We start from the raw sequence: 14,266 nt of genomic DNA, 5'->3' as shown, positions 1-14,266 counted from the left end.
ATGGACAAAAGAAACATCGCCATCATCATGGGTGGCTATTCAAGTGAATATGATATTTCAATCAAGAGTGGCAATGTGGTCTTCAACCATTTGGATGCTTCAAAATACAACCTGTACCGTATCATCATTGCCAAAAATAGGTGGGTATGTCTTGATGAGAATGGCAATGAACACCCGGTAAACAAAGCGAATTTTAGCGTTGAAATCGGCAACAAAATCACTTTTGAATGTGTGTTCAACGCCATACACGGCACCCCGGGCGAGGATGGCCTGATGCAGGCCTATTTTGAGCTGTTGGGCATACCGCAGACTTCTTGCGGACATTACCAAGCTGCCCTGACCTTCAATAAAAGAGATTTACTCAGCACGATGAAACCCCACGGAATACGATGTGCCGAGTCATACCTGTTGGACAAAGGGGATGAAATAGACGAAGACGCCATAGTAAGAAAAGTAGGTCTCCCCTGCTTTGTAAAAGCGAACAAGGCCGGTAGCAGCTATGGCATTTCAAAAGTGTACAAGAAAGAAGACTTGGCTTCCGCTATTGAGAAATCCTTTGCTGAAGATGATGAAATCATTATCGAATCTTTTTTGGATGGCACTGAGGTTTCCGTAGGGGTCATCACCTACCAAAGCAAGGTGAAGGTATTGCCGATTACCGAGATCGTGAGCGAAAACGATTTTTTTGATTTTGAGGCGAAATACGAGGGGAAATCCCAAGAAATCACTCCGGCCCGCATTTCAAAAAATAAAGAAGAAAAGGTTTCCGAAATGGCAAAAAAGATTTACAACATCTTGAAACTGACCGGTTATTCAAGAAGCGAATTTATTTTTATGGGTGATGAGCCCTATCTGTTGGAGGTCAACACCACCCCGGGCCTTACCGAAGAAAGTATTTTGCCAAAGCAGGCCAAAGCAGCTGGCATTTCATTGCCAGAACTCTTCGAAAGCAGTATAACAGAAGCCCTGAAAACCTAATTTAGTACCTTTACGACAAACCAAAACTGATGAGACGCGCCATTTTTCCCGGTTCTTTTGATCCCATTACGTTAGGGCATTACGACATCATCAAGCGGGGTATCACCCTTTTTGATGAGCTGATCATTGCCATCGGAATCAATGCGGAAAAAAAATACATGTTCTCACTGGAGGAACGTCAAAAATTCATTGTAGCCGCCTTTGCCGATGAGCCCAAAATCAAGGTACTCACCTATGAAGGCTTGACCGTAGACTTTTGTAAAGAAGTCAATGCTGGGTTTATTTTAAGGGGGTTGCGAAATCCGGCTGATTTTGAGTTCGAAAAGGCCATTGCGCACACCAACCGAAAACTTTCAGAAATCGAAACTGTCTTTTTGCTGACCTCATCGGGCAAATCGTATATCAGCTCCTCCATAGTCCGCGACGTTATCAGAAACGGTGGCGATTACACTGGTTTAGTGCCCGATACCGTTGTGGTATCAGATCAATGAACATCCCTAATTTTCATATTGAGGCCCAGAGAATGGTACAATTTCTCACTGTAACAACAGTTTTCTTCAAATTCACAACATAAAATTTTCTGTGCTGGGGCACAATCATACTTTCGTAGGAAAAGACGCACTTTTTTGAAATCCAAGTCTAACCTACTTCCCGAAAGCAAAGTTTCATTGGCCACGAGTTACTTGATTCGCCAGTTGCCGACCGTCACTGCCATTATTGACAATGAAGCAAACTTTGTGGCCGTATCGGATAAATGGGCCGATTTCTTCAGCTCTGAGCCCAAGGATTTTAGTTCAAAATCAATACATGACATCTTCGGCAACGCTGAAATTGAATTAAAAGAGCTGTTGAACCATTGTATTGCCGAGCAAAAAGAGTGTCATCACATTGTTCAATTAAACTTAAGAGATAAACTTTTTATAAGACTGATTTCAAAGCCATGGTTCGATGAAAGTGAGAACCCAATTGGCATACTGGTGAACCTTGAGGATATTTCAAAGCAAATTTCCCTTGAGGAAAAAAATAAAAAACTCTACCATCTTCTTGATGAGACAGCAGAAATATCAAAAGTCGGGATGTGGGAGTTTGATTTGGAAACCAATAATCTCTCATGGTCAAAAATGACCAAAAAAATACATGAGGTTGCAGAAGACTACACTCCCGAAGTGAATACGGCCATCAATTTCTATAAAGAAGGGCATAGCCGCAACACGGTTTCCATGCGTTTTCAAAAAGCGCTCGACAAAGGTGAGCCCTTCAGTGACCGCTTACAGATATTGACTGCCAAGGGCCGGGAGCTTTGGATAAGAAATGCCGGGAAACCCATCTATAAAGATGGAAAATTGATAAAAATCATCGGCACCTTTCAAGATGTGGATGAACAGGTACGCAGCGAAATGAAGATTCGTGAAAACGAAAAGCTGCTGGAATCCATCATCGACAACCTTCCCCTGAACGTCTATGTAAAAGACAAAGATTCTAAGAAAATAATGGTTAACAAATCAGAGTGCGAATACTTGGGGGTAAAGCACAAAAGCCAATTGATCGGCAAAGATGATTTTGACATCTATCCAAAAGAAATAGCACAAATTTCACGAGAAGAAGACGTTGAGGTGATAAAGCACCAAAAGCCTGTGATCGGCCGTGAGACAAAGAGTGTGAAAAAAGATGGGGTCGAAACCACCTTTTTGACCTCCAAAATCCCTTTGACAGGTATTTATGGCAATGCCATTGGTATCATCGGCATCAGTATGGATATTTCTACGCTGAAGAAGAAAGAGGCAGAACTGAAAGATTTGATCAACGTGACCGCATTGCAGAACAAGAAGTTGTCAAACTTTGCCCATATTGTTTCCCACAATCTAAGGTCGCACTCTGCAAACTTTGCCATGCTTTTGAATTTTTTGGTCGATGAAAAAGACGAATCAGAAAAAGAACGTATCACCAAAATGCTTGTGAATGCTTCCCAAAACCTGATGAGCACCCTTGAAGACCTAAATGAGGTTGTCGACGTCAATGCCAATGTTAATCTTGACAAAGAAAAAATTGACCTGAATGAAAAATTGGCAAAGGTCAAACAGGATCTGGCCACTTTTTTGAATGAGAACCGAGCCAAAATCATAAATAAAGTTCCGAAAGGCACAAAAGTCTTTGCTGTACATGCCTATTTAGAAAGTGTGCTCTTGAATCTTTTGACAAATGCGGTGAAATATCAACATCCAGATAGAACGCCCGAAATCACGTTGCGCATAGAAACAGGTGCATCGCACACAATTCTATTGGTACAAGACAATGGCCTGGGCATTGATTTAGAGAAGAATGGCAATAATCTGTTCGGTATGTACAAAACCTTTCACAACAATAAAGATGCGAGGGGCATGGGCCTCTACATCACCAAAAATCAAATGGAGGCCATGGGCGGCAACATAACTGCCGAGAGCGAGGTTGGTATTGGCACGATTTTTAAAGTGTATTTCAATGAAAACTAGAATAGATTCAATTTATATTGTAGATGATGATCCAATCACTGTATTCGGCATCAAAAAAGTGTTGTATGATGTGGTGGAGTGTGATAATGTGGCCTCTTTTGAAAATGGAAAAGAGGCATTGGATGCACTTTTGCTACAATTGGAACAGGGCAAAGAAATACCCGATATCATTTTTTTGGACATCAATATGCCCGTGATGGATGGTTGGACGTTTATGGAGGAGTTTCATAAATTGGAAATCAATAAACCAATCAGAATCAACATTGTCACATCGTCGATAGATCCGGCTGACCATGAAAGATGGCTCTACTATAGAAAGAAATCCATGCACTTTGTCGACTACAAAAATAAACCCATCTTTAAATTGACCGCTCAAGATATAGATTACATCAGCAAGGCCTCATAAATCTTTATTGGCTAATTTTGGTATCGGTTATACTTTTTACATCCTTAACAAAAACCGTAACCTTTGATGAAAAAAATTGCTGCATCAGTCGCCATTATTTTGTGTTTTGCCTGTAAGACCGAAACGGTTGACAAAAAATCATCATATCCCACGATTTTTGAAGAATCTGGAGGAAAGCAGACCGCCACTTACACTGAAACCATTGATTTTTACCTTGCTTTGGCGAGAGAATTTCCTGAAATCAATATTCAGTCCATCGGGCAGACCGATATTGGGTTGCCACTCCACATGGTCACTTTCAATGCCGAAGGCAGCTTTAACTTTCAAAAAATCAGGCAAGGTAAAACCATCATCTTGATCAACAACGGCATCCATCCAGGGGAAAGTGATGGCATTGATGCGACCATGCTCTTGTACCGTGATTTGGCCACTGGCAATTTAAAATCTCCAGAAAATGTGGTTCTGGTGACCATTCCAGTGTATAACATTGGGGGCGCTTTGAACCGAAACTCTACCTCTAGGGCCAATCAAAACGGGCCCGAGTCCTATGGTTTCAGGGGCAACGCACAGAATTATGACCTCAACCGCGATTTTATAAAAGCCGATACCAAGAATGCGGCATCGTTTGCGCAAATTTTCCATTTGGTAAAACCTGATATTTTTATCGACAACCATGTGAGCAATGGTGCCGACTATCAATATACCTTGACCCATTTGTTTACGCAGCACAATAAATTGGGAGGAGATTTAGGGGAATACATCGATTTAAATTTGAAACCTGCCCTTGAACAATCACTTTCAGAAAAAGATTGGCCTGTGACACCTTATGTCAATGTGTTCAACAGGCCGCCCGAAACAGGTTTTTCGCAGTTCATGGATTGGCCACGGTACTCCACTGGCTATACCACACTTTGGAATACGCTGGGGATGATGGTCGAGACCCACATGCTCAAACCGTACAAAGAACGGGTAGAAGGCACCTATGAATTGATGGCCTCAATGGTTCAGATTGCAGATGCTGGACATGAGAACATCAAAAAACTACGTAAAGAAAGTAACCAAAAGCTATCAGAACTCAACCAATACCATTTGAATTGGCAATTGGATTCTACCAGAACGTCTACACTTCAATTTTTGGGCTACGAAGCTGACACCGTACTCAGTGAGGTGACGGGCCTGAACCGACTAACGTATGACAGAAAAAAGCCCATCACGAAAGAAGTCACGTATTACAACCACTACGTACCCGCCGATACCATTAAGGTTCCAGCAGCGTACCTTATCAAAAAAGGTTGGCATGAAGTCATCAAAAGGTTAGAACAGAACGAGATTGATTTTTACAGATTGGAAGCTGATACCACCCTACAGGTAGAATCGTATCGCATCAAAAATTACCAGACCACAAATACTGCGTATGAAGGGCACTATCCCCATTATGGCACTTCGGTCGATGCCACAGTAAAAGAAGTGACATTTCATGAGGGCGATTTCGTGGTACCCGCAGAACAAGCTGGGTTGCGTTATCTTTTGGAAACTTTGGAACCCGCTGCGGTTGACTCTTTTTTTAACTGGAATTTCTTCGATTCCATTTTGCAGCAAAAAGAGGGATTTTCTCCCTATATTTTTGAGGATGTTGCCCTGAAATTGTTGAAAGAAAATAAAAATCTTCGAGACAGTTTTTTGCTCAGGAAACAGACGGATGAACCGTTCTCAAAAAGTTGGTACGCCCAATTGGATTGGGTCTACAAAAATTCTGAAAACTATGAAAAGGCGCATTTGCAATATCCCGTATATCGAATTTTGAAAGACACTGAAGCGGCAGGCATCGTTGCGAAAGATTGAGTCTTAATCCTCAAAAAGCAATTTGATGTTGTGGTATGCTTTTTTCAGGGCTTTTTTGGTTTTCTTGGGGCCTTTCCACCGTACTTTGGTGATACCCTCATTCTTTTGGGGCTTCAGCTTGCCGTCATACTTGGTGTGCATTGTGAACCAATAAACCTGTTTCAGCTGAAATTGACCATTCCTCTTGAAAATATGATACGTAGTCTTGAGGTAGTCATCGACGACAAGGCCTTTTACGCCTGTTTCTTCCTCAACTTCCCGCAGGGCACAGTTCTCAATGGTTTCCCCTTTGTCAATCTTTCCCTTGGGCAAATCCCATTTATCATTGCGATAGATGAAGAGTATTTTTCCCTTTTTGTTCTTGACGAGTCCGCCTGCAGCCGTCACAATCGGAATCTTGGCACTGAACTTTTTTAGAATGGTATCATCGGGGTCGTAGATATAGGCTTTTTTGAGCTTCTTTTTCGACAACTTTTCGATAGCCTCAAATATGGCTTCATCCTCCATTTCGAAGAGGTTACCGTTGGCATTTTCAGGTCGTTGGGTAGTCAAAATCAGGGGAGATGCATTGACAAAAACTTCATACATTTGCGCAATGGTTTTAGAAGAGCAAAGTGCCAAAAAAACGGCAGAACTTCTGTTGCAAATTAATGCAATTAAGTTGAGACCAGAAAATCCCTTCACTTGGGCCTCTGGATGGAAATCCCCGATTTATTGTGATAACAGAGTCATTTTGTCCTACCCCAAAATCCGTAATTATGTTCGGGATGAAATGGCGAAACATGTTGATTTGCTCTACGGTAAACCCGATGTGATCGCAGGTGTGGCAACCGGTGCCATCGGTATCGGTATTTTGGTTGCCGAAGCCATGGGGCTGCCCTTTGTGTATGTTCGACCTGAACCAAAGTCACATGGCAGGCAAAATCAGATAGAGGGGCATCTAGAGGCTGGGCAGAATGTGGTCGTTATTGAAGACCTTATCAGTACCGGAAAAAGCAGTCTCAACGCCGTCGTAGCTCTAGAAAACGCAGGGGCTACCATCAAAGGTATGATTGCCATTTTCACGTATGGTTTTTCCACAGCAGAAGAAAATTTTGAAGATGCCAATGTCACGTTGAATACGCTCTCAGATTATGAACATTTGATCGGATTAGCTTCAGAAAAACACTTTATAAAAGAAGAACAACTCAATACCCTACTGCAGTGGCGAACTGACCCTGCACAATGGAAACCCTAAATTTATCATGCACATAGAAACACCCAATAGAAAACTGGCAAGAAACGACAAAACTGTTTTTGAATTTTTGAACAAGGTCGAAAATTATGAACTTTTGATGCCCGACAACATTGAAAAATTTGAGGTGTTGGATGAGAAAACATTCAAATTTGCCCTCAAAGGAATGCCAGAGATTGTTCTGAGACTTAAAGAGCAAGAGCCGTACAAAACCGTTGTGCTGGGCGCTGCCAGTGAAAAGCTGCCCTTCACCTTGACGGCGGTCATCAACGCCTTGAATGAACATGAGAGTGAGGTTGGTTTAAATTTCGAAGGAGAGTTCAATGCCATGATGGCCATGATGATCAAAGGGCCCATCACAAACTTTATGGGCACCCTTTCTGAAAATATGGGCAAAATACCTCAGTAGAGCAAGATCACTTCCTTGAAACCAAATTCGGTCATCGAATCGTCTTCTCTTTGAACCTTCAATCTGCCCTCTTTGGTCACACCTTTGATAATGCCATTAAAACTTATGTTGTTTTCAGTCTTGAAAGTCGAAACTTTTTCTTTTCTGAATAGCGCTTCCTCATACTTCTTGAATAGCTCATTGCGGGGCACATGCTCATAATTTTCTAAGTTTTCTTTGATTTTAAATAGGATTTCCAGTAGCAATCCATCCAAATCAAACGTTTTTCCACTTACAGTCTTAAGTGATGCTGCTCTTTCAAGATTCGTGAATTTTGTCTGGTTTACATTAAGACCAATACCGATAATCGAGCGTTGGATCGCTTTCACGGTCAAAACATTTTCAATCAGGATACCACAAATTTTAGAATTGCCTGACAGAATGTCGTTTGGCCATTTGACAGACACATTTGGCACATTATGTCGCAGCAGTACATCCCGCAGGGCCAATGACACGACCATGTTCAAGTCGAATGCATGCTCGATTGTAAATGCATCAAAGTATTTTAAGATACTGAAAGTAAGGTTTTTACCCTTCTCTGATTGCCAAATGGCGCCCCTCAGGCCCCTTCCCGTTGATTGATGCCCAGTTACCACTACGGTAAGGTCATCGAGCGAGTTTTTACCTGACAGATCTTTTAGGTAGTCATTGGTCGAGCCAATGGCATCAAGTTTGATTATGTTGAATTGTTCTTCCAATGAAAATGCGCGTTGAACGTTATGTTAAAACCTAAGGCCAAAAAAACAAAAAAAGCCTAAATTTGTAGAAACTAAAACTTTTGAATGCAGAAATCGAAAGCGAATGCAGATGAGCTGATTGCCTTGATAATAAATGGAATAGAAGAAGTTAAGGGACTTGACATCAACCTACTCGACCTCAGGGAAATTGAAAATACTGTATGTGACTATTTCGTAATCTGCAATGGTACTTCAAACACGCATGTGAATGCGATAGTGTCCTCCATCCAAAAAACAGTCAGCAAAGCAAGTAAAGACAAACCTTGGCACGTTGAGGGTTCTGACAATGCAGAATGGGTACTGATGGATTATGTCAATGTGGTAGTTCATGTTTTTCAAAAGCACATTAGGGAATTCTATGATATTGAAGGCCTCTGGGGCGATGCAAAGGTGACCATGGTAGAGAGCAGTTATAACGAATAAAAAAATGTCGAAAGAAAACAATCAGAATACCCCTAAAAAACCCCGCTTCAGTTCTTGGTGGGTGTACGGTATCATTATTGCGCTTATTATCGGATTTCAATTTCTCGGTAGTGGTGCCTTTTCAAGTACCGAAACAACCACTACCTCTGAGCTTCAAGAGTTTCTTAGAAATGGGGATATTGAAAAAATCGTAGTCATTAAGAATCGTGGCCAGGCCAAGGTATTTCTTACTGATGCAGCACTTCAAAAAGATGTACACAAAGCAGTTGCCGAAAAACCTTTGATTCCCTCTACGGGGGTCGTACCGCAGTATGTGCTTGATTTTGGTGACCTTCAGATATTTCAGAACGAAATCAATGAAATCAAGACCGAGAACAGCCTCGACACCATTGTAGAGTTTGATACCGAAAACAATTATCTGCTCGACCTTTTGGTATCCATCATTCCGTTTGTATTGATAATCGGTATTTGGATTTATCTGATGCGGAGGATGTCAGGCGGTGCCGGAGGTGGCGCCGGGGGACAGATTTTCAACATCGGCAAGTCAAAGGCGAAACTTTTCGATGAAAAGACCGATACCAGAACTTCTTTCAAGGATGTTGCCGGACTCGAAGGTGCCAAGGAAGAGGTACAAGAAATTGTGGAGTTTTTAAAGAATCCCGATAAATATACATCGCTGGGCGGAAAGATTCCGAAAGGAGCTTTATTGGTCGGCCCTCCGGGAACCGGTAAAACATTATTGGCCAAAGCCGTAGCAGGAGAAGCCAAAGTACCTTTCTTCTCCCTGTCAGGTTCTGATTTTGTGGAAATGTTTGTGGGCGTTGGTGCTTCTAGGGTACGCGACCTCTTCAAACAGGCTAAAGACAAGTCACCGGCCATCATTTTTATCGATGAGATTGATGCCATTGGCCGCGCCCGTGGTAAAAATAATTTCACAGGATCCAACGACGAGCGTGAAAACACACTGAACCAGTTATTGACCGAAATGGATGGTTTTGGCACCAATACCAATGTAATCGTATTGGCAGCAACCAACCGTGCCGATGTTCTGGATAAAGCGTTGATGCGTGCCGGTCGTTTTGACCGTCAGATTTACGTTGACCTACCCGATTTGCGTGAACGAAAAGAAATTTTTGAAGTCCACCTTAGGCCAATCAAGACCGCTGAAACACTTGATCTCGATTTTCTTGCGAAACAGACTCCTGGGTTTTCAGGTGCAGATATTGCCAACGTATGTAACGAAGCTGCACTGATTGCCGCAAGAAAAGAGAAGAAAGCGGTCACCAAACAAGACTTTTTAGATGCCGTGGATCGTATCGTGGGCGGACTTGAAAAGAAAAATAAGATCATCACCCCAGAAGAGAAAAAAACCATTGCCTATCATGAAGCGGGCCATGCCACCGTTAGTTGGATGCTCGAACATGCCGCACCATTGGTCAAAGTGACCATCGTGCCACGCGGCCAGTCTCTGGGTGCAGCTTGGTACCTTCCAGAAGAACGATTGATTGTCAGGCCAGAACAAATGCTCGATGAAATGTGCGCCACCATGGGTGGGCGGGCTGCCGAAAAGGTAATTTTCAATAAAATCTCGACCGGTGCGCTCAGCGATTTGGAAAAAGTGACCAAACAGGCCCGTGCCATGGTTACCATTTATGGACTGAATGATGAACTGGGCAATATTACCTACTACGATTCTTCAGGCCAAAACGAATATGGTTTTACGAAGCCATACAGTGAAGAGACGGCTCAAAAGATCGATGAGGAAATCTCAAAAATGATTGAAGAGCAGTACCAACGTGCCATCAAATTACTCGAAAAGAACAAAGACAAGCTTACTGAACTTGCCGACAGGTTACTTGACAAAGAAGTGATTTTTAAAGACGATCTAGAAAAAATATTTGGTAAACGACCTTTTGAAAAAGAAGAGATTCCGGCGCCCTCTGTAAATGGTGAACATCCGACAGGAAAACAAACTGAAGCAGAAAAAGAAGCAGAGGAAAAATCAGAAACTTAATGGGGGTATTTGACAAACTTTTCGGGGGCGGTAAAAAAGTTCCGAAGGAAACTTTGGAGACCCGTGGAGAGCATGCACCCGACCTGAAAATTCCCGTGGATGAAAAATTCACCATCTACTTTAAAAAAAATGGGGGTAAGTTCATCTACTGTGAAAATTTCACCGAAGTCTCTGAAGCATTAAAGAGCATCATTTCAGAAAATGATTGGCAACAACGCCTTTTCTACACACTGGATCCGAGACTAAAAGAACGCTTTGTCACCGAAAACATTGGGTTTACAGACAACCGTAATGAAAGTGAGATTTTTTTCACGACCTGTGAACATCTCATTGCCCACAACGGTTCGGTGCTTGTCTGCTCTAACCAAATCAAAGGAAAAAAACTTGACGAGCTACCGTCAAACCTCATCATTTTTGCCACGACCAGTCAATTGGTAGAATCCATCAGTGAGGCCTTAAAGACCATTAAAGAGAAATACGGCAAGAACATTCCCGACAACATTACCACATTAAAACACTTTCAGCCAACCACTGAAAACAAAGACGATTTTCTATCCTACGGCAGTGCATCTAAAAATGTCTATCTGCTGCTGATGGAAGACTATTGATACATGAACTTTTCATTCGAAGCTCACTATGCAATTCTAAAAAGTCTTTCACTGAGCAAAAAATCCCTATTTTTCGCAACAATCAAAAGATATAAATAAGTTCAATGAGAGAACTTTTTCGTAGGGCCATTACCGGGGCCATTTACATCATCTTACTATTGTCAGCCGTTTTTTTGAGCTCAGATGCATTTGACTTTCTTTTTATGGTCTTCGGGCTTGCCTGTCTCTATGAGTTTAAAAGACTTGCCAAAATCAAGGGATATTATATTTTTATCGCATATCTGGCACTGTGGTGGGCCTATATTTATTTGGTTCAGGATGATGTGCTGATCACCATATTGATGTTTTTGACCATTACGGTTGATATTGCCTTACTTTTTTTTCTGTTCTCAAAAAAGCAAAGAATGTTCAATGACATCCAAAAATTTATCATTGCCCTTTTTTATATCGGCGGGGGATGTATTTTTTTGACCATGATTCCATACAAAGACAATGAATTTGCACAACATTTGATTTTGGGCATTTTTATATTGGTGTGGGTCAACGACTCATTTGCTTATTTGGTGGGCAAAAGCCTGGGCAGAACAAAAATTTTTCCTTCAGTTTCTCCAAAGAAAACACTTGAAGGTTTTATAGGAGGTTTTATTTTTGCATTGGTAGCGGCTTTTTTTTTAGCAAAGCATGAAAGTAGGCTCAGCATATCAGAGTGGATGGTGCTTGCCATAGTCATTGTGGTCACCGGTGGTCTTGGGGATTTGTTGGAGTCAAAATTCAAACGATCTGCAGGTGTAAAAGATAGTGGTGCGATTTTACCGGGCCATGGTGGTATGCTCGATAGGCTTGATAGTCTCATATTTGCCGCACCGTTTGCATATTTAACATTGATACTATTCTCTTATGTTTCATAAAGAAGGACAAAAAATTATATTGACCGCTTTTTTTCTAGTGGTTGCCACCGTATTGTTATCCCACTTTTTTCTGGACAACAATTGGATACGTTGGGGCGTACAACTTGGCGCAATAATAATTTTTATACTCATTCTACAATTTTTCAGAAACCCAAGACGGTTGGTCACACCCAATTTTGATGAAGTCTTGGCGCCTGTAGATGGCAAGGTGGTCATCATTGACGAAGTGGAAGAACCAGAATATTTCAAGGATAAAAGAAAGCAGGTATCCATTTTCATGTCGCCACTCAATGTACATGTCACCCGCTATGCGGTAAGCGGTACGGTAACCTATTCAAAATACCACCCAGGAAAGTATTTGGTGGCATGGCACCCAAAGTCAAGCACAAAAAATGAACGGACCACCGTGGTGATCCACACCCCGAAATTTGGTGAGGTCATGTACCGACAGATAGCTGGTGCCGTCGCACGTAGGATTGTAAATTATGCAGAAGAGGGCGAGCAGGTAACCCAAGGTACCGATGCCGGCTTTATCAAGTTCGGTTCTCGGGTAGATCTTTTTCTTCCGCTGGATTGTGCCATTGGCGTAAAAATGAACCAAAAGGTTACAGGCGCCAAAACCGTAATAGCAGCTTTAAAGCAAACCGATGGCTGATGAAAAACTAAAAGTAAGGTTTAAAAAGGCAGTAGATTATGTAAACAATTACAGTGAGCCACTACCCGCCGACTTGCTCTTGAAACTCTATGCCTATTTCAAGATTGCCAACAAAAATTATGATCACCCCAACAGCCGCACTCCGCTCATTAATGCCTTTAAGGCCAATGCTTTGATACAGGCCAAAAATGTGAATATCAAAACAGCGATGAAGAATTACATTGACTTGGTAGAAAAAGAAATCAAAAACTCAGGTGACTAGATTTGTAGTCGATGATTTCTGATTTTCAAAAAAGGTGAAGTATACACTACCGAAAATGGTGATTACAAAATAAAGTGCCACAAGAGAGCTGCCCCAGAACAAATGTGCATTGATCCCAAACCAATCCTTTGTCACAAAAATCAATGACAACCCGGCTATGCCTCTTAGGATTTCAATCCAAAGAGCATAACTTTTTTTGTCCATTAATGTGGTATATCCAAAAATACCCATGAACACAAAAGCCCCAAACAATAACAAACCATTGAACCCAATTTCAGAATAGTTGTAAAACATGAAGAGCATCAAAAAGGTATTGAAGAGCAGCTGAAAAATGGCATAGCCCTTCAAAGCGTTTGAAGCAGCAGGCATATATTTTTTAAAGTTGTAGACGTTCTCAATTTTTTTGATGGGATATTTCTCGGCAACATCGCTTGGGCGCCAACCTGTGGGCATGAACCAGATACGCAGCTTATCCCACCAATTGTTCGTGCGCCAGGCATCTACCATCAATCGCCATACATGCTGAAAGTTGATGAGAATGGGGTTCCATGTGGCGGCAGGTTTCAAAACTCCATATTGGGGCGGTACCTCGTCAAGCTCTTCTTGAAACGTACCGAACATTCGATCCCAAACACAAAGTATCTGCCCCAGATTTTTGTCGATATACTCTGGATTGATGGCATGGTGCACCCGGTGTTGCGATGGGGTGACAATCACATATTCTAACCAGCCCATTTTACCGATATGTTGGGTATGGTACCAAAACTGCGCGAACAGGTGGATAGGTGCCAAAATGGCGATTATCTCGTTGGGCACACCCAAAATTGCCGCTGGAATCAGCATCAAGGCGAAATAACCCACCACATTTGAGATGGACTGCCGCAATGCACAGGCCAGGTTAAACTCTTCGCTACTGTGGTGAATGACGTGTTGGTTCCAAAAAATATTGACATGGTGGCTCAGGCGATGGTTCCAATAGCCGGCAAAATCGATTGCAATAAAAGCGATGACCCATACCAACCATGTTGCCTTTATTTCAAAAAGGGCCAGGTTTTCTACCAAAAAGGGATAGCTGACAAGTACCAAGACCAGACCCAGCGAATCTTTGATGATGTTGGTGAGGCCTGAACTCAGGCTGCTCACGGTATCCATCACATTGTGCTTTTGGTCTTTTACAAAATGTCCGTACAGAATTTCAATCAAGACCAATCCCACAAAAAAGGGAATGGCGTACAACAAGGCGTTGGCATAAGTCTCCACGG

The 14,266-nt window shown here is 42.1% G+C and carries 16 protein-coding genes; 13 read left to right on the top strand and 3 right to left on the bottom strand.

Annotated elements, in window-relative coordinates:
- The 5 genes from AAAH86_RS11595 to AAAH86_RS11575 all read left to right on the top strand — a co-directional run bounded on the left by AAAH86_RS11595 (position 1) and on the right by AAAH86_RS11575 (position 5,715).
- On the top strand, positions 1 to 978 hold the full coding sequence (locus AAAH86_RS11595; protein WP_343487797.1) for a D-alanine--D-alanine ligase: 978 nt from the start codon (positions 1 to 3) through the stop codon (positions 976 to 978).
- A gap of 29 nt (positions 979 to 1,007) precedes the next feature.
- Entirely contained in the window at positions 1,008 to 1,469 is a 462-nt protein-coding gene (gene coaD, locus AAAH86_RS11590; protein WP_343487796.1) for a pantetheine-phosphate adenylyltransferase, read from the top strand.
- Positions 1,470 to 1,646: 177 nt separating this feature from the next.
- Complete coding sequence (locus tag AAAH86_RS11585; protein ID WP_343487795.1) at positions 1,647 to 3,467, top strand: PAS domain S-box protein; 1,821 nt, start codon at positions 1,647 to 1,649, stop codon at positions 3,465 to 3,467.
- The gene (locus AAAH86_RS11580) at positions 3,457 to 3,873 is read left to right on the top strand and encodes a response regulator (RefSeq protein WP_343487794.1); all 417 of its coding nucleotides are present in this window, start codon (positions 3,457 to 3,459) and stop codon (positions 3,871 to 3,873) included. Before AAAH86_RS11585 ends, AAAH86_RS11580 begins: the two co-directional genes overlap by 11 nt.
- A gap of 66 nt (positions 3,874 to 3,939) precedes the next feature.
- The gene (locus tag AAAH86_RS11575; protein WP_343487793.1) at positions 3,940 to 5,715 is read left to right on the top strand and encodes a M14 family metallopeptidase; all 1,776 of its coding nucleotides are present in this window, start codon (positions 3,940 to 3,942) and stop codon (positions 5,713 to 5,715) included.
- Between the two features lie 3 nt (positions 5,716 to 5,718).
- Here AAAH86_RS11575 and AAAH86_RS11570 read toward each other — a convergent pair whose 3' ends face one another.
- Entirely contained in the window at positions 5,719 to 6,303 is a 585-nt protein-coding gene (locus AAAH86_RS11570) for an NUDIX domain-containing protein (RefSeq protein ID WP_343487791.1), read from the bottom strand.
- Positions 6,304 to 6,310: 7 nt separating this feature from the next.
- Here AAAH86_RS11570 and pyrE point away from each other — a divergent pair, with 7 nt between their 5' ends.
- Both pyrE and AAAH86_RS11560 read left to right on the top strand, forming a co-directional pair.
- Complete coding sequence (gene pyrE, locus AAAH86_RS11565; protein ID WP_343487790.1) at positions 6,311 to 6,952, top strand: orotate phosphoribosyltransferase; 642 nt, start codon at positions 6,311 to 6,313, stop codon at positions 6,950 to 6,952.
- Between the two features lie 7 nt (positions 6,953 to 6,959).
- Positions 6,960 to 7,358: an SRPBCC family protein gene (locus tag AAAH86_RS11560; RefSeq protein WP_343487789.1), complete on the top strand. Its 399-nt coding sequence runs from the start codon at positions 6,960 to 6,962 to the stop codon at positions 7,356 to 7,358.
- On the opposite strand, the gene AAAH86_RS11555 is transcribed toward AAAH86_RS11560, so the two are convergent.
- Entirely contained in the window at positions 7,352 to 8,095 is a 744-nt protein-coding gene (locus tag AAAH86_RS11555) for a biotin--[acetyl-CoA-carboxylase] ligase (protein ID WP_343487788.1), read from the bottom strand. The genes AAAH86_RS11560 and AAAH86_RS11555 overlap by 7 nt on opposite strands.
- Positions 8,096 to 8,179: 84 nt before the next feature.
- Here AAAH86_RS11555 and rsfS point away from each other — a divergent pair, with 84 nt between their 5' ends.
- The 6 genes from rsfS (at position 8,180) to AAAH86_RS11525 (ending at position 13,004) form a co-directional block, all read left to right on the top strand.
- Positions 8,180 to 8,557, top strand: a complete 378-nt coding sequence (gene rsfS, locus AAAH86_RS11550; protein ID WP_343487787.1) for a ribosome silencing factor — start codon at positions 8,180 to 8,182, stop codon at positions 8,555 to 8,557.
- A 4-nt stretch (positions 8,558 to 8,561) separates the two neighbouring features.
- Positions 8,562 to 10,571 (top strand): ATP-dependent zinc metalloprotease FtsH, encoded by a 2,010-nt coding sequence (gene ftsH, locus AAAH86_RS11545; protein WP_343487785.1) that lies wholly within the window; start codon positions 8,562 to 8,564, stop codon positions 10,569 to 10,571.
- Positions 10,571 to 11,179, top strand: a complete 609-nt coding sequence (locus tag AAAH86_RS11540; RefSeq protein ID WP_343487784.1) for an LUD domain-containing protein — start codon at positions 10,571 to 10,573, stop codon at positions 11,177 to 11,179. Before ftsH ends, AAAH86_RS11540 begins: the two co-directional genes overlap by 1 nt.
- A 104-nt stretch (positions 11,180 to 11,283) precedes the next feature.
- Positions 11,284 to 12,087 (top strand): phosphatidate cytidylyltransferase, encoded by an 804-nt coding sequence (locus AAAH86_RS11535; RefSeq protein WP_343487782.1) that lies wholly within the window; start codon positions 11,284 to 11,286, stop codon positions 12,085 to 12,087.
- Positions 12,077 to 12,742, top strand: a complete 666-nt coding sequence (locus tag AAAH86_RS11530; protein WP_343487781.1) for a phosphatidylserine decarboxylase family protein — start codon at positions 12,077 to 12,079, stop codon at positions 12,740 to 12,742. The genes AAAH86_RS11535 and AAAH86_RS11530 overlap by 11 nt, the downstream gene beginning before the upstream one ends.
- The gene (locus tag AAAH86_RS11525) at positions 12,735 to 13,004 is read left to right on the top strand and encodes an acyl-CoA-binding protein (RefSeq protein WP_343487780.1); all 270 of its coding nucleotides are present in this window, start codon (positions 12,735 to 12,737) and stop codon (positions 13,002 to 13,004) included. The genes AAAH86_RS11530 and AAAH86_RS11525 overlap by 8 nt, the downstream gene beginning before the upstream one ends.
- Here the strand turns inward: AAAH86_RS11525 and AAAH86_RS11520 are convergent.
- Positions 12,993 to 14,264 carry a sterol desaturase family protein gene (locus AAAH86_RS11520; RefSeq protein ID WP_343487778.1) on the bottom strand — a complete coding sequence of 424 codons (1,272 nt, stop codon included), beginning with the start codon at positions 14,262 to 14,264 and terminating at the stop codon, positions 12,993 to 12,995. The genes AAAH86_RS11525 and AAAH86_RS11520 overlap by 12 nt on opposite strands.
- Positions 14,265 to 14,266: the final 2 nt, after the last annotated feature.

This window comes from Allomuricauda sp. d1 (assembly GCF_039592695.1).
Taxonomy (GTDB): domain Bacteria; phylum Bacteroidota; class Bacteroidia; order Flavobacteriales; family Flavobacteriaceae; genus Flagellimonas_A.
The sequence above is the reverse complement of the archived record's forward strand: the minus strand, read 5'-3'. Positions and strand labels throughout refer to the sequence as shown.

Bases quoted from the DNA above. Each gene is read 5' to 3' on its own strand.
- AAAH86_RS11595 (WP_343487797.1), top strand. From the start codon at position 1: ATGGACAAAAGAAACATCGCCATCATCATGGGTGGCTATTCAAGTGAA.
- coaD (WP_343487796.1), top strand. From the start codon at position 1,008: ATGAGACGCGCCATTTTTCCCGGTTCTTTTGATCCCATTACGTTAGGG.
- AAAH86_RS11580 (WP_343487794.1), top strand. From the start codon at position 3,457: ATGAAAACTAGAATAGATTCAATTTATATTGTAGATGATGATCCAATC.
- AAAH86_RS11575 (WP_343487793.1), top strand. From the start codon at position 3,940: ATGAAAAAAATTGCTGCATCAGTCGCCATTATTTTGTGTTTTGCCTGT.
- AAAH86_RS11570 (WP_343487791.1), bottom strand. From the start codon at position 6,303: ATGTATGAAGTTTTTGTCAATGCATCTCCCCTGATTTTGACTACCCAA.
- pyrE (WP_343487790.1), top strand. From the start codon at position 6,311: ATGGTTTTAGAAGAGCAAAGTGCCAAAAAAACGGCAGAACTTCTGTTG.
- AAAH86_RS11560 (WP_343487789.1), top strand. From the start codon at position 6,960: ATGCACATAGAAACACCCAATAGAAAACTGGCAAGAAACGACAAAACT.
- rsfS (WP_343487787.1), top strand. From the start codon at position 8,180: ATGCAGAAATCGAAAGCGAATGCAGATGAGCTGATTGCCTTGATAATA.
- ftsH (WP_343487785.1), top strand. From the start codon at position 8,562: ATGTCGAAAGAAAACAATCAGAATACCCCTAAAAAACCCCGCTTCAGT.
- AAAH86_RS11540 (WP_343487784.1), top strand. From the start codon at position 10,571: ATGGGGGTATTTGACAAACTTTTCGGGGGCGGTAAAAAAGTTCCGAAG.
- AAAH86_RS11535 (WP_343487782.1), top strand. From the start codon at position 11,284: ATGAGAGAACTTTTTCGTAGGGCCATTACCGGGGCCATTTACATCATC.
- AAAH86_RS11530 (WP_343487781.1), top strand. From the start codon at position 12,077: ATGTTTCATAAAGAAGGACAAAAAATTATATTGACCGCTTTTTTTCTA.
- AAAH86_RS11525 (WP_343487780.1), top strand. From the start codon at position 12,735: ATGGCTGATGAAAAACTAAAAGTAAGGTTTAAAAAGGCAGTAGATTAT.